This window comes from Vampirovibrio sp., from assembly GCF_041737375.1.
Lineage (GTDB): Bacteria > Cyanobacteriota > Vampirovibrionia > Vampirovibrionales > Vampirovibrionaceae > Vampirovibrio.
Genome location: NZ_JBGSRV010000008.1, coordinates 62,164 through 79,808, shown reverse-complemented (window position 1 = coordinate 79,808; position 17,645 = coordinate 62,164). Strand labels below are relative to the sequence as shown.

Below are 17,645 nucleotides of genomic sequence, written 5' to 3'. Positions count from 1 at the left end.
TTAAGCTCTATAGTAACGTCCCGCCCGTAAAGGTTCATGCCCCAATGGTCTTCCCCATTCAGCCTATTTCGGCTTACCCGACGCCTCAAGCCCAACCCGCACAAGCAAAAACCCGTATGCCAATTCCAAAAACCCCGGAAGGGAATGTGTTATGGCGTTCAGTAGCGGATGCCTATATTCGGCCACAAGGGAGTCAGCCCAATCCCGAAATTTATGCTCCCATTATCGGCAGCGTGCTGGAAAATGGGCAAATTGTAGCTGATACCCTGTGGGGGCCTCAAACTCAGGGCGTATTGAATACCGATGGAAATTACCAACTCCGCAATGGCGTTCAGGGTAATTTATTTGAAAACGCCTGGTTAAGCGTGCCTTTGAACGAACGGAGCAATCCCTTTACGGAAGCCCTGAAAGCCACCGAACGCAAGCGCGCCGTCCAGGGGTCTGAAATCCCCCAAATTCGACAACGACTCACCCGCCTAGGCCTCAATGGACAAGGGTTGAAAATCGGCATTCTGGATGCGCAAGTGAAAGACTCCAAAACCCAGCAGTGGAAAAGCAGCCCACACACTCAGCTGGTCAAAAGCACCATTAACGACCCGGTTTGGGGCGTTGCGCCCGGCGCGCAGGTAGAAGATTTGGGACTGACCTTTGAACCTGATGAAAAAGACTTACCCGCCGACAGTTATCAGGCGTTTGTGAACGATTTAAGCAGTAGCTACCAAAAGATAATGCAGGATCGAACCCAGCAAATTACCACTGCCATCGCCAAAAAAGATCCCTCCTTGCGGGTACTCAACGCCACCTGGGGTTCTACCCGTTCCAGAATGTACCATGCCGCCATTCACACCATCCTGATGCAAACCAATGAAGACGAGTATCCAAAATACCCAGCCTTGCGACAGAGCGTCCTTGGCCCTGCCATGCATGGCACCACCGCCCAACAATTCCAAACCATCATCAACACGGTAGATGCTGTACTGGATAACAGCCCGCTGGTTAAAGCGGCTCATGCCCAATATGTAGACGCCACCCGACAAGCGGCCAACGCCGGTATTATTATTGTAAGCGCCGCCTCAAACGAGGGAAATGGCAATATACCGGGCTTGAGCTATCAAGCCGGATCTCAAATGAGTAAATTTAGCGAAAGCCCCTATGTGATTACGGTGGCTGCCGCCGATACCCGACAACAGCCGGGCAATCGGGCCGCTTATAAAGTATCGGATTTTTCATCCAAAGGCGATGGCCAAGCCTGGAACCCTACCATTGCCGCTCCCGGCCAGGAAATGGGCATTAGCGTGCCTGCGGGCAAAATGGGACATAATTTAACCGTCCAGGGCACCTCATTCGCCACGCCTTTCACCTGCGGGGTAATCGCCTTAATGCTGCAACGAAACCCTTATTTAACCTTCCAGCAGATCAAAGCCAAGCTGGAAGCCACTGCCGTGAAAAGCCCCTACTACGGCCCTGCCGATTACGGGGCGGGCTTTTTAAACGCAGAAGCCGCCGTACTCAGCTAAATCAAAGCCCAGCCAGCAGGATTGACTATCGCGAGACAGGATAGTCAGGCAAACAATATGGAGCAGTGCTCAATCCGGTTTCTGCCATTCAGCTTGGCCTTGTATAACTCGTCATCGGCCAGCTTCAGCAGGTCTTCAAACGATTTGAGCGCTTGACCCTCTGGTGTTTTAAAATCAACCACGCAAATGCCAAAACTGGCGGAGGTTCTGAGCTGATTATCATCCTCAAAGCGAAGCAACGGAAGACTTTGGTGCGTTTTGGCAATAATACGAATCGCCTCTTCCACAGTTTTACCGGGCATAATAATGGAAAACTCCTCACCGCCAAAACGACAACAGAAGCAATCGTTGGGGGTGTTTCCCTTGGCGACCTGAGCCACGGCTTTCAGCACTTTATCGCCCATTAAATGCCCGTAATTGTCGTTCAGCTTTTTAAAGTGATCAATATCAATCATGGCCACCGCCAGCACCTGTTTTTTGGCTTTGGCCTGATTGAATTCATAGGTAATCTTCTCAATAAAAAATCGCTTGTTATAAACCCTGGTCAACTCATCGGTAATGACCGACTGGGCCAGCACGTTATTTTCCTTGGAAAGGTTTTTGAACTCCACGTTCAACTTGACCAGATCGGCGGCCCGTTTCTCCAGCGCCTCCTGATAACGCCCCTCTTTGCGCTTGGTAAACGACATTTCAATCAGTAGGTTCCAAACCACGTTTTTTAAAAAATCCAGGGTTACATCCAGCAAAGGGCTCAACAGCCAGTAAAACAGGGCCGCAAACAATACCAGATAATCCAGATACCCCACCATGGCCTGTGCCACCGCAGGGGCGTTCAGAATTTGCTGAGCCTGAGGGTTGGTGGCAGACATGGCTTGCAGCAAAGTGAGCAAATTGGCCATGTAAAAACCCGGAAACCAATCGGAAGGCGGCACCACGTTGGCCAAAAGATCATAATACAGGGTATTAACTGGCCACATTAAGTAGGCGCTGATGCCATAAATGCCATCAATCAAAAAGCGCCAGTCCCGGTAAGGGGCCATGCCCTGGGAAACATCCAGATTTCCCGCCAGAGGATCCCACAGCGCCACAAAGTAGCGACACCAAAGGATCACATAAATAATAGCTAGCAGGGTATTTTTAACTTTATGATACACGGGCGATCTTCAAGCTCAAGTACATCATGACTCTGTTTTTACAGGTATCGACCAATCCAGAGCCGACTTTAAGTTTTTTATTAAAAAATAAACGAAGGTGGTTTTTGGGCCAACCCAAGCGTTCACGTTTTCTTTTATTTTAATAGACTTATGTATCTCAGGGAGAAGCACCCCGCCCAAATTCATTAATTAGAAGGAGATTAAAAAATACGCCCCAGCTTTTTGGCGTTTTCGATGCGCTATTTTTCAGCTTTTTTGGCGGAAAGGCCCGTATCAGACAGAATGCGGGAAGGAACAGTACCGGTTTCCAGCAAAACCCCAGTCAAGTCATCACCGTCCGCATCCCCCAAACCCAGCCCTGGGGGCAGCATTTTTTCAGATTTACAGCCATACTCTTCAAACTTGCGCAACTGGGGCATCATGCCCTGGCGGCCCGTCAGGGACACCCGGGCCTCTTCAAACTGACTGCTCAAAGCCTCCAGCCGATCGCCCACCTTCACAAAGCGCTCCATAAAGGTGGCGGCTCTCTTGTGCAAATCCCGGCCTAACAAATGAATTTCCTGGGCTTTTTGAGAAAGCTGGGCTTGATCCCAGCCATAAGCCACCGTTTTGAGAATGGACATCAGCACCAGTGGACTGGCCAGTATCACCCGGCGTTGAAAAGCCTGCTCCATCAAACCGGGACGCTCCTCCAGAGCGGCCCGCAACATGGATTCACGCGGCACATACAACACCACAAAATCAATGCTGTCTTTACATCGGCTCTCATAGGACTTCAAACTCAGCGAGAGGATTTCTTTCTCCAGAGCGGCGGCATGCTTTTTGCGCTCGCTGTTTTCCTCATCGGAATCCTCGGCGTTTAACAAACGCTCCAGGTTCACAAAAATGGTTTTGGCATCCACGTATAAAACACGCTGATTGGACAATTTAATGGTAATATCCGGGCGCAAGCCGTCCTGAACCTTCTGGGCCTCGTAATGGATACCCGCCATCAGCCCGGAATGCTCCAGCAGGCGGATCAATTCCATCTCGCCCCAGTCCCCCCGGCCCTTGCTGTTGCTCAGGGCTTCGGCCAGCTTGTTTTTTACCCCCACCAACTTTCCGGTTTCCGCCACAATCAACTCAATGTGGGTTTTCAGAGAGGTGGTATCCTCAATATGCTGCTTTTCAATATCCCGAACTTTTTGCTCGTTCTGGTCAATCACTTCTCGCAGGGGTTTCAGCAAATGGGTCAGGCGCTCATCCAGCAAGGCCTGCTTTTGCTGGTACTCCCGGTTAGACTTTTCTTCCAGTTCTTCCTTCAGCGCCTTGAGTGTTTTTTGACTTAAAGCCTCAAACTGGCTTTGCTGCTGATCCGTCTGCTTTTGGGTTTCATCCAGCAGGGTTTCCAGCCGAACATTGGAAAGGCTCACCTCGTTCAGCTCCATCCGAAGCAAATCTTCCGTCGATCTCAGCCCTTCCACCTGCTCTTTCAAAAAGCGGTTTTCGACCTCCTGCTGAGACTGGATCGCTTGTAAGGCGCCAAGCTGCCCTGCCCCCTGTACTTTCCTGTAAAGCCAGCCCAGCAAAAAGCCCAGAACCAGGGTGGCCGGAAAGTACAGTAAATTCAGCATGGGCATGGACAAGGGCTTCTCCAACATTTTTAGTTCCTGCCCGATTGTATCACTCGGTATCCAAACCGGCGAGGGGCCAAGCCATTTGGGCGCTTTTAAAAATAGACACTTGCAATGCGCCTTTCTTTAAGGCATTCTATAAAGGTGTTCAGCACTGAAGCAGGACATTCATCATCTCTGCCGCGGGGTGGAGCAGCCCGGTAGCTCGTTGGGCTCATAACCCAAAGGTCGCAGGTTCAAATCCTGCCCCCGCAACCAATTATAAAAAACCGCCCTTCAAATCGGCGGTTTTTTTTATGGCTTTCTAACTTCAGAATCATTCAGTGACTTCCACACAAAACGATGTGACTCATTCAAAAATAAGCCCTCTACTCACGCACCCGAAAGCCCATTTCCATTTAACTCAACGGTTTCCCCAAAGGGCACTGTCAAAAGATTCTGAGGGAGGGTGAATATTATTTTTGTGAACCACAAACGCTTGCAGTTTGGTTCGAAACTTATGCATGGATGCCTGCTGAGTCGGGCTATAAAACTTTGGATCTATTCCGCTCAACCTTTCAAAATTACAGCAAGCGTTCGTGCTATCTGCATCATAACTGGCAATGCAGCGGATTGTCTTATTGTGTAACTGGTTTAGAGTATTTGCTATAAAAGGGTGCCTTTGATTCAGGCTTTCCAATGCAGCCTGGGCCCGGCGCTGTTTGGCCTCGTGCTCCGTGGTTATTAACCTGCCAAATGAATCATTTAAATCGACAACACTCCTTTGAGCGACAAGATACGAGCGCCATTCTTCCGCATCCAGTACGCTGGAGGGCCCACTTTCCCGATTCACCCGCTCAAACAGTTGCTGAATCTGCTGAGTAAACCGCTCCGGGTTCTCCTGTTTCATGGCATCCCAGGACTCCCGCTTATGAGGGGCTGACAACATATATAAATCAGCGATTATGCACTTTTTGGTAAAGTTGCGTACGGTGTCTAATTCTTTGGCTAAAGCAGGATTTTCGGCTTTTAACAAATCGTAGGAAAAGTCGGGCGTACTCGTATCAAAATCCAATAAACCCATTTCGGCTTCCTCTGCCAGAGCGCCCTGGGATGAGTAGAAGTCGTCCGGCAACAAAAAATTATCGGGCAACAAACCATCCATAAAATCGAGTGCCTCCATCGGGAGAAGCATTGGCGACAAACCCGGCAGAGTTAATGAATCCTGATTCGCTTGCCCTGAATGGGTGTCTAGGGGCTCCTCTAAGCGTCGTTTAGAATCACTCCCGCTAAAATGGAGTTTGTCTTCCGATAGATTAAACCGGTCCAAAGGGAACCCTGCATTAGCGGTGTTCGTGAAGCGCGTGACCCTTTTGGCGGGATTGACTGCGGAATGGGACACAGAGGATTGACGGGCAGGAAAAAGGGTGGGCATTCAAAAAAACCTTGCGCTAATTGATACACGGACTAATACCAAAATACGAAACCGGGATTTAAAAGTTGTTTTTTATAGCTTTAAAATTTAAGGCGTCAGACATTAGCATGCAAAACTACTACAACAAAAGTAGAAAGTAAACACCTCGGCTCATTCACCAGGTAGCATCAGGCCTGAAAGCTGAAGCGGGAGGCTGAAGCGGGAGGCTGAAGCGGGAAAATGATTCTCCCTATTCTGGTTCCAGCAGCTCGCAAACCGACGATCTCGAAATCATGGCCGCTTTTGCCGCAATAGTAGCCACACAAAAAACGGACAGCCCAGCAAGGAAGTCACCACCCCCACCGGGATTTCAGCCGGGGCAATCACGGTGCGGGAAAGGGTGTCGCACAGCGTCAACAGGCTGCCCCCCAGTAAGGCCGAAACAATCATTAAATAACGATGATCGTTACCCACCATTAAGCGGCCAATATGGGGAGCCATCAAGCCCACAAAGCCAATCGGCCCACAAACGGCCACAATGCCACCCACCGTAACGGAAGTGCCAAAAAACAAAAGCTTGCGGGTGCGGTTCAGGTGAACCCCCCGGCTGGCCGCAATGTCATCCCCCATAGACAACAGGTTCAGCTCATAGGGCAAGCAGGCAATCAAAATCATACCGGGAATCACAAAGGGAATGAGTTGCCACAGGGCATCCATGCCCACCCCTTCAAAACCACCCATTAAGGAATGCAAAATACGAAACACATTGGTAAAGTCACTTAAATACTGAATAAAAGTAACCGCGCTGCCAAAAAAGTAGTTAATGGCCACCCCCGCCAATAACAAAGTACTGATGGAAAAATGCCGCCCCCACGTGGCCAGTCGATACACCAATACAACCGTAAACGCAGCCCCCAACAGGGCAAACAAACCCGAAGCGCCATAAAACGGCAGAAATTCCCCCAGAATAATCGCCAGCACACTGCCAAAGGAAGCCCCACTGGCCACCCCAAAGGTAAACGGAGAGGCCAAAGGGCTGCGGAACAGCGCCTGAAACACCATGCCGCACACCGCCAAACCTGCCCCGGTTAAAAAGGAGGCCAGCACTCGGGGTACTCTGATTTCCCAGAGAATGCCCGCATCCAGCGAGCCCCAAGGGTCCAGCCATGGCCAAATCCACTGCATGCCCACGCAGGGGGCCAGCAATAGCACCAAAGCCGCAAAAACACTTAGCAAGGCAATAGATACCCAGGGCTTGGCAGGCGTCATGGGCCAGCATCCTCCGCCTGTTTGAGGGCGGTGTGCAACCTGACATCCGGCACCAGCCAAGGCTGGGCGCTTCCCTCCACCACCAGTGAAAGAAAAGGGGCATCAAACAACGCCCATAGTTGCTGCGGGGTCAACACCGCCTCGGGCGGGCCATCCAGCTGCACTTGGCCCGCCTTCAGGCCCAGCACACGGGTGGCGTCATGCAAGGCGCTGTTCATATCATGGGTAATGGAAATGATGGTAACCCCCTGAGTGCGATTGATACGGCGTAACAACCCTTGTATTTCCAGCTGATTTTTAGGATCCAGAAAGGTGGCGGGTTCATCCAGAATCAACACTTCCGGTTGCTGGGCCAAAGCGGCGGCAATCATTACTTTTTGCCGCTCTCCCCCGCTGAGAGACGCTACCAGACGATTGGACAACTCCTGTGTGCCGGTTCGCTCAAGGGCCTCATCCACCACCGCCTCATCTTCAGGCAGAGGGGGGCGAATGGCGCTTAAGTACGGGTACCGGCCCATCAGCACAAAGTCTCGAACCCGGTGAAATTCACCCAGAACCTGAACTTGAGGCACATAGGCCAGATAACGGGCTTTTTCCCTGGGCTTAAAGCTGGCCAGTGGCTTGCCATCTAGCGCCATGGTGCCGGAGTAATCAGGATTCAGGCCCAAAATGGTTTTAATCAAAGTGGTTTTTCCGGCCCCGTTGGGGCCTACTATCGCCAAAAATTCACCCCGGTTCAGGGTGAATGAAACCGAGCGCAAAATATCCGTTTGGTTAAAACGAACGCTTACATTTTTAAGGCTGAGCAACGGGGGAGCGGGTGGGTTCATGATTCCAGTCTAGTTCAGGATGAATGGCTTGGGCAAATTGTCTCAGCACTTTGGGAAAGCGAGGGCCGGGAATGACCATATAGTCCTGATTAAAATGATAAACCCGGTGATTTTTTACCGCTGATACCTCGGACAAACTGGCCCATTGGGCTTCAGCAGCCTTATTTTTTTCTGCCTGAGAGACCTGAGACACTTGAGACAGAGTGCCGAAGCCGGGGCCAATGGAGGCGGTGGTTTCAATAATCACATCCGGGTTCATGCGTAAAATGCCTTCCGGGGAAATTTGTAAAAACCCTTTTTTACCAGCGGGAAGCGCATTTTTACCGCCCGCGCTATGAATCAGCCAGTCATAAAAACCATCTTGCCCCGCCACAAAGGCCCAATGCACTTTGGCGGCATGCACATCCCGATCAATCACCACCAATACAGAAGGCCGCTTTGAAGTGGCCGCCAACCGGCGGCGTACCGCTTCAATGTCTCTTTCCAGAGATTGCCGCAAGGCCCTTGCTTGCGGCACTCGGTGGCAAGCAAGGCCCACTTGATCCAGAGACTTCAGAATGCCAGCGGTATTGCGATGATCCACCGTCAGCAACCGGAACCCTAACCCTTTTAGCTGCCCCACCAATTGGGTTTGCTCTTCCCGAAGCGCCACCAAATCAGGGCGCAGCCGCAGCAAGGCCTCAGAATCCGGGTCGACATAGCCTCCCACTTTGGGCTTTTGGACAGCCGCCGGAGGGTATTTGCAATACCGGGTCACGCCCGCTATCTGAGGCCCCAGGTCAAGGGCGTATAAAACCTCGGTAATGCTGGGAGACAATGAAACCACCCGCTCACACGACGTATCTGACCGGGCGCTTTTCAGGGCGGACTTTCCGCAGCCAGAAAACCCGATCAGGCACAGCACCAACAGCGTCAGCAGGCAAAACCATCCAGCCCAGGGCTGGCGGGTGAAGATTGCCTGCTGATGATCTGTTTGATGCATTGAGATTCCTAGTCTAGCCTACAAGGCCATTTTCAAGCCGCCGTAAGCGGAAATTCGGGGATTGCCGTAACCTTTAACCGTTTCATAGGGGGTATCCAGAAAATTAACCACACGACCGTAAAGGCTGACATGATCAGTTAATGCCAATGTAACCGCCAGATTGACCAAGGTAAACGCCTTCAGTTTAACTTCTTGCGATGGAAACGTAAAAAAGTCCAAATCGCTGCGCTGACCGGTATGGGTAATATCCAGATTGACATTCAGCCGCTTGATGGGTTGGTAGTTAATATTCATCGAGGCTTTGTTTCTGGGACGACGCAGCAACGGATCGCCCTGAGTGGTGCTGGGTCCCAGATCCTTGGTATCCGTATAGGTATAACTGGAGCGAATTTGTAAACACCGAAAGGGCTGGCTGGCGATGTAGGCCTCTATCCCCTGCATGCGGGCCTGCTCCACGTTGGTGTAAAAAGTGGCAAAGCCTTGGCTGCGAAAATCAATCAGGTTACGCACCTGATTTTGAAACACCGTGGCACCCACCTGCACTTTGTTATCCATTAAAGGTTGCTCAATGCCCGCATCCCAACCGGTGCTGGTTTCCGGGCGCAAATTGGGGTTGGCCCCAAAGGTGCCATACAACTGGGATAACGTAGGGGCCTTAAAACCCGTGCCAAAACTGCCTTTAAAGCTGGTTCCGGTACGCTTTACGGTATAAATGGAATCCGCCCGGAAATTATGATGGTTTCCAAAACGGTTATGGTGATCCATGCGGTATCCCACGGTGGTAAACCAGCGATCCCATAAGCTGATGCGATCCTGCACATAAAAGGCGGTATTGGTGGCCGAGCGCAATTGGGCTTCTGAATTAAAAGGACCAAACATACTGAGCGACCGATAGTAAGAATCGCCCCATTCGTGCTGCACGTTCAATCCGGCAGTGAGGGTATTGGTGCGATGCAAATAAAAGTTATTTTGCACATCAAAGTTTAATAATTTGCCCCGGTAGCGATCGTGGCTTTTGCTGGAATCCAGGGCATCTGGCTCATTAAAGTTTTCCCGACGGGTATCGCTGAAAGCAAGCCGGGTAATTTGCTCATAACGATCACCCCATAGCTTCAGCCGAGAGCCGCCGTTGATGGTAAAGGTGCGATTGGAGCCGGTAAAATTGGGGTCATCCCCCATATAGCCGCCAAAGCTATCCAGATCAAAACGGGCTTTGCTAAAAAAGGTGGCCACATCCAGCGATAAATTTTGAGTGGGCGTGTATTCCGTGCGAGCCGAAATGGTAGTGTTGTGGTAGCCATCCCGCTCTGCGTTGTTGTAGGCGGTGCCAAACGAATTCATACCATAACGGCTACTGGCAGCGGAAATACCCCGTACATCCTGCCGGGTAATGTGTAGAAAAGAGTTTAATTTGTCCCGGTATTGACTACCCAGGCCAATGTCCTCTTGCAAGGTACCCTGAGAACCAGCCGTCACTTTGGCGTATAAAGTGGGCTTACCCGGTTCTGCCTTGCGGGTAATAATATTCACCACCCCACCCATGCTATCTGAGCCGTACAAGGTACTTTGGGGGCCTCGCAACACCTCAATACGCTCTACCGAATCCGGGCTGATTTGATCCAGATAACTGAACGTGCGATCGGGAGAAATGGGATCGTTTAGGCGGGTTCCATTCAGCAATACCAGCGTATGGCCCGCATTCATGCCCCGAATAAAAATGGAGGACGTGCCGCCCAGATACCCGTTTTGCACAATGTCCACACCCGGCACTTTTCGCAATACTTCGGTAAGGGAAAACGGCTGCATTTGCTGGATTTGTTGCCGGGTAATCACGGTGCTGGCAGTGCCCGTTTGATTGGAAGGGATGCCAATTTTGGTGGTTTGCAACATTAAAGGAGCCGTGGCGGTGTTGCTCGCAGGCGGACTGCTGGCAGATGGTGGGGTTGACTCTTCCTCGTTGAACAGGGCAGGGGCCGCCGTCTCCTCAAAATCGGCAGGTTCTAAAGCCACTTCGGCCAGCACCACGCCGGTTTCTTCGGCCTGCACCGCAAGGTCGGGAGTCACGCCCAGCAACGGGGTCAATAAAATTAAAATCAATAATTGAAAACCAGATAATTTAAACAAGGGAATAACATCCTTCCATAAAAAATTGACACGCCTTAAAACAGCGCAAAATAAAATTAATCGGGGTGATCAGGGCAATTAAAAGGTTTTAAAAAATTGACGCAAACGCCAATCAACCTTCCTCAGGCTTACTTCGGACTTATCCCACTTTTTAAATCAATAATGGCGTCGGTGACATTGGCACACGGGTTCCTCTCATGCTCGCAAGAGTGTAAACAGGCTCTTCCACGGTCTTCTGACTTTTCACCGGATGGTGAATTCACAGTTGCGGCACAGCCCCGGAGTTTCACCGGGTTTCCCGAATATTTGGACGAGTTACTGAAATATAAACACAGAGATTGAAGGTAAGCAAGAACAGTAAGCAAAAAATGCCATCCATTTTCTAAAAAGAAGGACAAACGTCACTGATTTCAAGCAACAAAAACCCCACCCCTTACAATGAAAGGACAGGGTTTTTGAAAGGTTCAAACCGATCGAATTTTCAACGAAAGGGGGATGTTACCACCAACCACGTTTGGGAGCTGGACGATAGTTGCCCCAGCGGTTGCCGGGCCGGTAGGATACCCGATTGTCATTCCGCCACCAATTGCCTCTGCTAGCGGGGCGATAGTAGCGTCTTTGCTGTCCCCAGCTGGAACGATTATTATTATTACGCCAGCCATCCCGACGATCGTTGCGATCGTGAGCGAAAGCTTCGCCGCCCAACAGGCTGCCCACCATCACGCCTAGCAAACCCAGGGTTAAAAGCATTTTCTTTTTCATGGGAACATCTCCTCCTCAAATAGCACTTAATATTTAAAGGTTAATGATTGAATGGCAGGCTACCAGCGATTGCGATTGCCGCCAAAGGTACCTTGACGCTTCAGAAACTCGTAACCCAAACCAGCCCCAGCACCAATCACAGCCCCTTTAACAGCACTACCGGTACGGTAGCCATCCTGCCCCAGAACGCCGCCTATGACAGCGCCAGCACCGCCCCCAATCAAGGCTTTGTGCATGTAAGGATTTCGCTGGGAAAAACTACCCTGATTCCGGTAATTCCGGGAATCGTAATAACGATTATTATGGGCCTCAGCCGGTATCATGGCGCTGATCAGCATCATGGTCAGCAAGGCGGGAACGCTCATTAACTTTAACTGGTTCAGTGTTGGCATCATCATGTCATAGTCTCCTTCCCCGGTTTGATACTGAATCTCGTGTTCACATCATCATTACGGCAAAGCTGATGAAGAAGTTTCAGAAAATCCAAAAAAATAAAAAACCGAAAGACGCACAGTCATCGAAGCCGTTTCAATCATTTTTCAATCCCATTTTTCAAAAAATATGTTTTAAAAATATTAAGATTATTAAGTCGCTATCCCCATTGGGCGCATCAAAATAAATGCCTGAGCGTTAAAAGAAAACCCACAGTGTTCAATGTAAGAAAAAGGAGCCTCAGGCAGCTTCGTCCAGCCACTCACCACTCTGAAACGATTACAGGCTCAATAGAAGGTTCTATTTCCTCATGTCACTGGACCCTTTTACCCTACCCGACTGGTTTGACTATGGCGCTACTTTTTTGTTCGCCATTGCCGGTACGTTGCTGGCCTTGCGTAAAGATTACGATATTGTGGGCGTCTGTACCGTGGCTTTCGCCGGTTCGGTGGGTGGCGGCCTGCTTCGGGATGGCCTGTTTTTACAACAAGGCCCACCCAGCATTACCACCAACGGAAATTACCTCATTCTGATTTTACTGGGGGCCTTAATTGGCATCGCTTTTCAGCAATTAATGCCCCGCCTGCAATTGCTCATTGACATTGTAGACGCCCTCTGTCTGGGGGCATATGCCGTGGTGGGCTGCGACAAGGCCATTTTAGCGGGCATGGCCTTGCCCGCCGTGGTGCTGGTGGGCATTGTTAACGCCGTAGGCGGTGGCATTTTAAGAGATATTTTAATCCGTGAGGAACCACTGATTTTCAGACCCGGACAGTTTTATGTGGCCGTGGCATTGGTGGGTTGTCTCACCTTTGTCATTTTGAGTAGTTTTTCCAGTATTAATCACTTTGAAGCCGGATTGTTCACTATTTTCATCACCTTCACTTTGCGGGCGCTGGCCATTCGCTTTAACTGGCAAACATCCAGTCTCGCCTATCGCCCACCCAAAGTGGCCGCCCACTCCAACGATAGCTAGTTCTTGCCTCTAAACCCCTGAACACCAATCGCCGCGCACTTTAGGTGCCTCTTTTCATTGCCCTTAATTTAGCCGTACCACTTTTCCAGATTGAGCCTGCCGTGAAATCGTGGGAGCATAGAATCATCACTTTTTAAACCGGGAGGGGAATCCCAATGCACGACACCACACTGCTTTTTACCGTGGCCATCAGTCTGGCGCTCGCCTTTGTGGGTGGCTTTGTGGCCCTGAAATTGAGGCTTTCCCCCATTGTGGGCTATTTACTGGTAGGGGCTTTAATTGGGCCACACACACCCGGTTTTGTGGCCGATCTCGCATTGGCTTCCCAGTTATCTGAAATCGGGGTGATTTTGCTGATGTTTGGGGTGGGCATGCATTTTTCGGTGGGTGATTTGCTGGCAGTGCGTAACATTGCGCTACCGGGCGCTATTTTGCAAATTCTGGTAGCCACCGCCATGGGCATGGGGTTGGCGCACCTGTGGGGCTGGAGCCTTGGCGGAGGCGTGGTTTTAGGCTTAGCCCTATCCGTGGCCAGTACCGTGGTTTTGTTGCGAGCCTTGGAAGAGCAAGGGGAACTTTCTTCTGAAAACGGCAATATTGCCGTGGGCTGGCTCATTGTAGAAGACATTGTGATGGTACTGGTACTGGTTCTATTGCCCGCCCTTTCCGGGTGGTTAGGCGGGCAGGCTGGCCCAACCGCCGGACAAAATATTATATGGACCCTGGGTTTAACCCTGGGCAAAGTAAGTTTATTTGTAGGTTTTATGCTGGTCATTGGCCGCAAGCTATTCCCCTGGCTGCTGAATAAAGTGGCGGCTACCGGCTCTCGGGAACTATTCACCTTATTTGTCATTGGTGTGGCACTGGGCGTGGCTTATGGGTCTGCGGCCCTGTTTGGGGTTTCTTTTGCTTTAGGCGCTTTTTTTGCGGGCGTGGTCATTCACGAATCGCACCTCAGCCACCGGGCGGCGGCCAACGCTTTGCCCCTGCAAGACGCTTTTGCCGTGCTTTTCTTTGTATCGGTGGGCATGTTGTTTGACCCCAAAATTCTGTGGACGCACCCCTTTCAGGTACTGGCCGTTGTTTCCATTATCATTATCGGAAAATCACTGGCCGCTTTTGGGCTTATTTTGGCCCTGCGTTACCCCTTGAATACCGCTTTGAAAGTCTCAGCCAGCTTGGCTCAAATTGGAGAATTTTCCTTTATTTTGGCCGGACTGGGAGCCAGTTTAGGGCTTTTGCCCCCCAGCGGACAAAGCCTGATTTTGGCTGGCGCTTTAATTTCCATTACCCTGAACCCGTTTATTTTCCATCTCACGGATTTTTTGAAAGCCCGTTTGAAAAACAATCCACTGCTGGCAAAATTAAATTTGCGAGATTCCACCAGTGGCGCTGGGCTTGCGGGGGCCACCTTGTCGGGGCATGTCATTCTGGTGGGATTTGGCCGGGTGGGTCGAGTTATGGGGCGTTTATTAGGCGAAAATAAAATTCCTTTTGTGGTGATTGAACAAAATCGAAACACCGTGGAAGAGTTACAGGCCAAAGGCATTCCGGCCATTTACGGCGATGCCGAATCATCCGAAATTTTGCATCAGGTGGGGTTGCCCCAAGCCCGCTATTTTGTAGTCACCCCGCTGGACTCTTTTCAGGTGCGGCAACTGGTTCAAAGCGCCCGCACCATCAATCCCGCCGCCCAAATTATGGTGCGCACCCATAGCGATTCCGAACGCCAGTTTTTAGAATCGCTGGAAGGCAAAATTACCATTGTGGGAGATGTGGAACTGGGCCTCACCATGACCCGGCACATTTTACAAAACTACGAACAAAAAACCGTCGCCTCCTAAGAAAGCGACGGTTTTTCCAGATGTGAGGGCTTTCCAGATATGGAATGGCGGTTTTAAGCGTTCCCGCCACTCAACAGGCTAATCACCAATCGGCGGGGACTGGGCTGATAATCCGCCTCCGATAAAACCGGATACAACGTGCCGCCCGAAGCGCCTTCCACCGTATGCCCCAGATCATGGCGCACAAACTGAACCCCTTGCTCCATCTGGGCTTGGGTCATGGTTTTGATGGTCACATTCAGGGCTTGCAAGGCCACTTCATTGGTCGGCGCAATTTCAGACACACGAATAGCGTCTCCCAAAGGAGCCTTTAAATCATCCAAACGCAACCCTAAAAACCGAACGCTCACATTCCGAAAAGCCGGTTCCCAGGCACAGGCCAGCTTCAGGGCCGTGGCCGTTCCGGTCAGCAAACCACCACCCCCAATGGGCGACACAATCACCACTTCCTCATACTCGGATGATGCTCGCAACAGATCGCCAATTTGTTGCAACAGCTCCAGTCCCAAAGTGCCTTGACCGGCCACCACCCACGGATCGCAATACGGATCCAGATAAGCCTCATGATCCTGCTGGTTCGATAAGGCCCAGGCACGGGCCTCATCAAAGGTTTGTCCTCTCAATAATAAATCGGCCTGAACACCGTTGGCATTCAGACCGTCAATGGCTTTACGCAGCTTTTCAAGCTTGAGGCTTGCGGTATTACCGGGCACCACCAGCCGCACCGATTGCGGCAAAAGAAGCTCTGCCGCCTTAAGCACACCCAGGGCGTGATTGCCGGTAGATACGGTTAAAAACCGTTTAACGTGATTGCTTTCCATCAGCTTAGCCATACCCACCATGGCCCCCCGTAATTTATAGGCACGGGTGGCGGTTTGATCCTCTCGTTTGTAGTGAAAATGGGGCAATAAGGTGGACGGGGTGATGGCGGTTAAAGGGGCTTGCGGCTCCCCGTTTTTGGATAAAGCGTGATTAAAGCGGGCCATTAAACGCAGGCTATCCCGATAGCGATCCAGAATGCGACTGGCTTCCAGAATTTTGGCAAACTGATGCACCAGCGGCAAATAGGATTGAATGGATAAACCCGCCGGAAAGCCCGGCAGCCTAATTCGACCGTCCTCATCAATGGCCGGAATGGAGCTGGCCGGTTGATGGTTCAAGTCAAATTTTAGATAGGCTTGCGGGCTTTCCAACATGGGTTTTATCTCGCTTTCTTGCTGGTTTTTCTTGCTTGCTAGTTTTCTTTTTTTCCTAGTTTTTATCGCGCTAGTTTTTATCTCGGTTGACCAGCTTATTGCCAGACAACCAGCTCATCATGCCACGCAGCTTACGGCCAGCCACTTCCAGCGGATGCTGGCGATCGGCTTCTACCCGTTTTTTCAATTCGGGCATGCCACTGCGATATTCTGCCATCCATTCACGGGCAAACTCGCCGGACTGGATCTCTTTCAGAATTTCTTTCATGGCCGCTTTGGTATCGGCGGTAATCACTCGAGGACCCCGGCTCACATCCCCGTAGCGGGCCGTATCGCTGATGGAGTAGCGCATGTCTTCTAAGCCGCCCTCGTACATCAAATCCACAATCAGCTTCAGTTCGTGCAAACATTCAAAGTAAGCCAACTCCGGTGGGTATCCGGCCTCGGTCAGGGTTTCAAAACCGGCTTTTACCAAGGCGGCAGCCCCACCGCACAACACGGCTTGTTCGCCGAACAAATCCGTTTCGGTTTCATCCTTAAAGTTGGTTTCAATCACCCCGGCCCGACCGGAACCCAGACAGGCGGCATAGCCCAGCGCCAATTCCCTGGCCTCACCGCTGGCATCCTGATACACCGCAAACAGAGACGGCACCCCCCGATCCCGCTGATATTCGGAACGCACCAGATGGCCGGGACTTTTGGGGGCAATCAGGAAAACATCCACATCCTTGGGCGGTACAATTTCGTTGTAATGAATGCTGAATCCGTGGCTGAACACCAGTGCCTGACCGGGCTTCAACTTGCCTTCAAAATACTGTTGATACACCGGCCCGTGTTGCACATCGGGAATCAGGAACATAATAATATCGGCCCATTCGGCGGCTTGCTCCAGAGAAATGGCCTCCAGACCGGCTTCTTTCACCTTGGCCTCGGTGGCGCTGCCAGCCCGCAACGCGATTTTTACAGTGGCGCCGGATTCTTTCAGGTTTAAACTTTGTCCGAAGCCTTGGCTGCCAAAGCCAACCACGGCCACGTTTTTGGATAGCAATTTACTGCGATCAATGTCTTTGTCATAAAAAATATTCAGGGTGTGGGGGGCATTAAGCGTTGTGGGCATGAGCCATTCTCCTTTGGGGCTGATCATGAATAATATCGGATACGAACAGAGGGGTGATATTGGATGCCTCAGCGCTGTTCTTCGCCTGGGCAAAGGATTCTATCGTTTGCGCCTGAATGACATAAACCTGTTTTTGCAGAAATTTAACCAGTTTTTGAACAATGGGTTCATCCTGCTTTGGGAAAGTCAGGATGATTTCAAGTTGGTTGTTTTCGCACAGGGCAGAGGTCATGCGTTGCGGAATAATGCCCCGGTGCGTCAAGGCCCCCAGAACCCGATCCATTGCGCCCAAGCGGTTTTGGGTCAGGCAGTATACATGTTGCGAGTCACAAGACTGGTTGGGGTCAGTCATTTCAAAGCCTCTTAAATTATGGGTGGGTAATAATTGCATGATTTTTTGAATCTCGTGTCTTGAAAATAAGTGGTTACTTTAGTC

15 protein-coding genes, 1 tRNA gene and 1 riboswitch are annotated in these 17,645 nt (G+C 50.9%); of the genes, 4 read left to right on the top strand and 12 right to left on the bottom strand.

The genetic code is table 11. The annotated features are described in order from the left end of the window. The first annotated feature begins 44 nt into the window (after nucleotides 1-44). The gene (locus tag ACEW81_RS04095) at nucleotides 45-1,517 is read left to right on the top strand and encodes a S8 family peptidase (RefSeq protein WP_373531698.1); all 1,473 of its coding nucleotides are present in this window, start codon (nucleotides 45-47) and stop codon (nucleotides 1,515-1,517) included. Nucleotides 1,518-1,561: 44 nt separating this feature from the next. Here ACEW81_RS04095 and ACEW81_RS04090 read toward each other — a convergent pair whose 3' ends face one another. Together ACEW81_RS04090 and ACEW81_RS04085 are read right to left on the bottom strand one after the other, a co-directional pair. After that, nucleotides 1,562-2,671, bottom strand: a complete 1,110-nt coding sequence (locus tag ACEW81_RS04090; protein WP_373531697.1) for a GGDEF domain-containing protein — start codon at nucleotides 2,669-2,671, stop codon at nucleotides 1,562-1,564. Between the two features lie 239 nt (nucleotides 2,672-2,910). Next, nucleotides 2,911-4,311, bottom strand: coding sequence for a DNA recombination protein RmuC (locus tag ACEW81_RS04085; RefSeq protein ID WP_373531696.1), 1,401 nt, complete (start codon nucleotides 4,309-4,311; stop codon nucleotides 2,911-2,913). Between the two features lie 154 nt (nucleotides 4,312-4,465). Here ACEW81_RS04085 and ACEW81_RS04080 point away from each other — a divergent pair. After that, nucleotides 4,466-4,542: transfer RNA gene (locus ACEW81_RS04080), tRNA-Met, on the top strand. A 145-nt stretch (nucleotides 4,543-4,687) separates the two neighbouring features. Here ACEW81_RS04080 and ACEW81_RS04075 read toward each other — a convergent pair. The 7 genes from ACEW81_RS04075 to ACEW81_RS04045 form a co-directional block, all read right to left on the bottom strand. Further along, nucleotides 4,688-5,698, bottom strand: coding sequence for a hypothetical protein (locus tag ACEW81_RS04075; RefSeq protein WP_373531695.1), 1,011 nt, complete (start codon nucleotides 5,696-5,698; stop codon nucleotides 4,688-4,690). 270 nt (nucleotides 5,699-5,968) lie between these two features. Next, nucleotides 5,969-6,946 (bottom strand): FecCD family ABC transporter permease, encoded by a 978-nt coding sequence (locus ACEW81_RS04070; protein WP_373531694.1) that lies wholly within the window; start codon nucleotides 6,944-6,946, stop codon nucleotides 5,969-5,971. Continuing rightward, nucleotides 6,943-7,776: an ABC transporter ATP-binding protein gene (locus tag ACEW81_RS04065; protein ID WP_373531693.1), complete on the bottom strand. Its 834-nt coding sequence runs from the start codon at nucleotides 7,774-7,776 to the stop codon at nucleotides 6,943-6,945. The genes ACEW81_RS04070 and ACEW81_RS04065 overlap by 4 nt, the downstream gene beginning before the upstream one ends. Next, the gene (locus tag ACEW81_RS04060; protein ID WP_373531692.1) at nucleotides 7,742-8,758 is read right to left on the bottom strand and encodes an ABC transporter substrate-binding protein; all 1,017 of its coding nucleotides are present in this window, start codon (nucleotides 8,756-8,758) and stop codon (nucleotides 7,742-7,744) included. The genes ACEW81_RS04065 and ACEW81_RS04060 overlap by 35 nt, the downstream gene beginning before the upstream one ends. Nucleotides 8,759-8,776: 18 nt before the next feature. Continuing rightward, complete coding sequence (locus ACEW81_RS04055; protein WP_373531691.1) at nucleotides 8,777-10,882, bottom strand: TonB-dependent receptor plug domain-containing protein; 2,106 nt, start codon at nucleotides 10,880-10,882, stop codon at nucleotides 8,777-8,779. Between the two features lie 220 nt (nucleotides 10,883-11,102). Further along, nucleotides 11,103-11,197: riboswitch (adenosylcobalamin-variant (AdoCbl-variant) riboswitch) on the bottom strand. A 183-nt stretch (nucleotides 11,198-11,380) separates the two neighbouring features. Next, nucleotides 11,381-11,644 carry a hypothetical protein gene (locus ACEW81_RS04050; RefSeq protein ID WP_373531690.1) on the bottom strand — a complete coding sequence of 88 codons (264 nt, stop codon included), beginning with the start codon at nucleotides 11,642-11,644 and terminating at the stop codon, nucleotides 11,381-11,383. 59 nt (nucleotides 11,645-11,703) lie between these two features. Beyond that, the gene (locus ACEW81_RS04045; protein ID WP_373531689.1) at nucleotides 11,704-12,042 is read right to left on the bottom strand and encodes a hypothetical protein; all 339 of its coding nucleotides are present in this window, start codon (nucleotides 12,040-12,042) and stop codon (nucleotides 11,704-11,706) included. A 344-nt stretch (nucleotides 12,043-12,386) separates the two neighbouring features. Between ACEW81_RS04045 and ACEW81_RS04040 the strand changes: the two genes are divergently transcribed. Beyond that, a complete protein-coding gene (locus ACEW81_RS04040) occupies nucleotides 12,387-13,052 on the top strand; it encodes a trimeric intracellular cation channel family protein (protein ID WP_373531688.1) in 666 nt (221 codons plus the stop codon). Nucleotides 13,053-13,207: 155 nt separating this feature from the next. Further along, nucleotides 13,208-14,896, top strand: a complete 1,689-nt coding sequence (locus tag ACEW81_RS04035; protein ID WP_373531687.1) for a cation:proton antiporter domain-containing protein — start codon at nucleotides 13,208-13,210, stop codon at nucleotides 14,894-14,896. Nucleotides 14,897-14,949: 53 nt separating this feature from the next. On the opposite strand, the gene ACEW81_RS04030 is transcribed toward ACEW81_RS04035, so the two are convergent. The 3 genes from ACEW81_RS04030 to ACEW81_RS04020 form a co-directional block, all read right to left on the bottom strand. Further along, nucleotides 14,950-16,092 carry a pyridoxal-phosphate dependent enzyme gene (locus ACEW81_RS04030; RefSeq protein ID WP_373531686.1) on the bottom strand — a complete coding sequence of 381 codons (1,143 nt, stop codon included), beginning with the start codon at nucleotides 16,090-16,092 and terminating at the stop codon, nucleotides 14,950-14,952. A gap of 70 nt (nucleotides 16,093-16,162) precedes the next feature. Further along, nucleotides 16,163-17,179, bottom strand: coding sequence for a ketol-acid reductoisomerase (gene ilvC, locus ACEW81_RS04025; RefSeq protein WP_373531796.1), 1,017 nt, complete (start codon nucleotides 17,177-17,179; stop codon nucleotides 16,163-16,165). A gap of 13 nt (nucleotides 17,180-17,192) precedes the next feature. After that, nucleotides 17,193-17,600 carry a hypothetical protein gene (locus tag ACEW81_RS04020; protein ID WP_373531685.1) on the bottom strand — a complete coding sequence of 136 codons (408 nt, stop codon included), beginning with the start codon at nucleotides 17,598-17,600 and terminating at the stop codon, nucleotides 17,193-17,195. Between the last annotated feature and the right edge of the window lie 45 nt (nucleotides 17,601-17,645).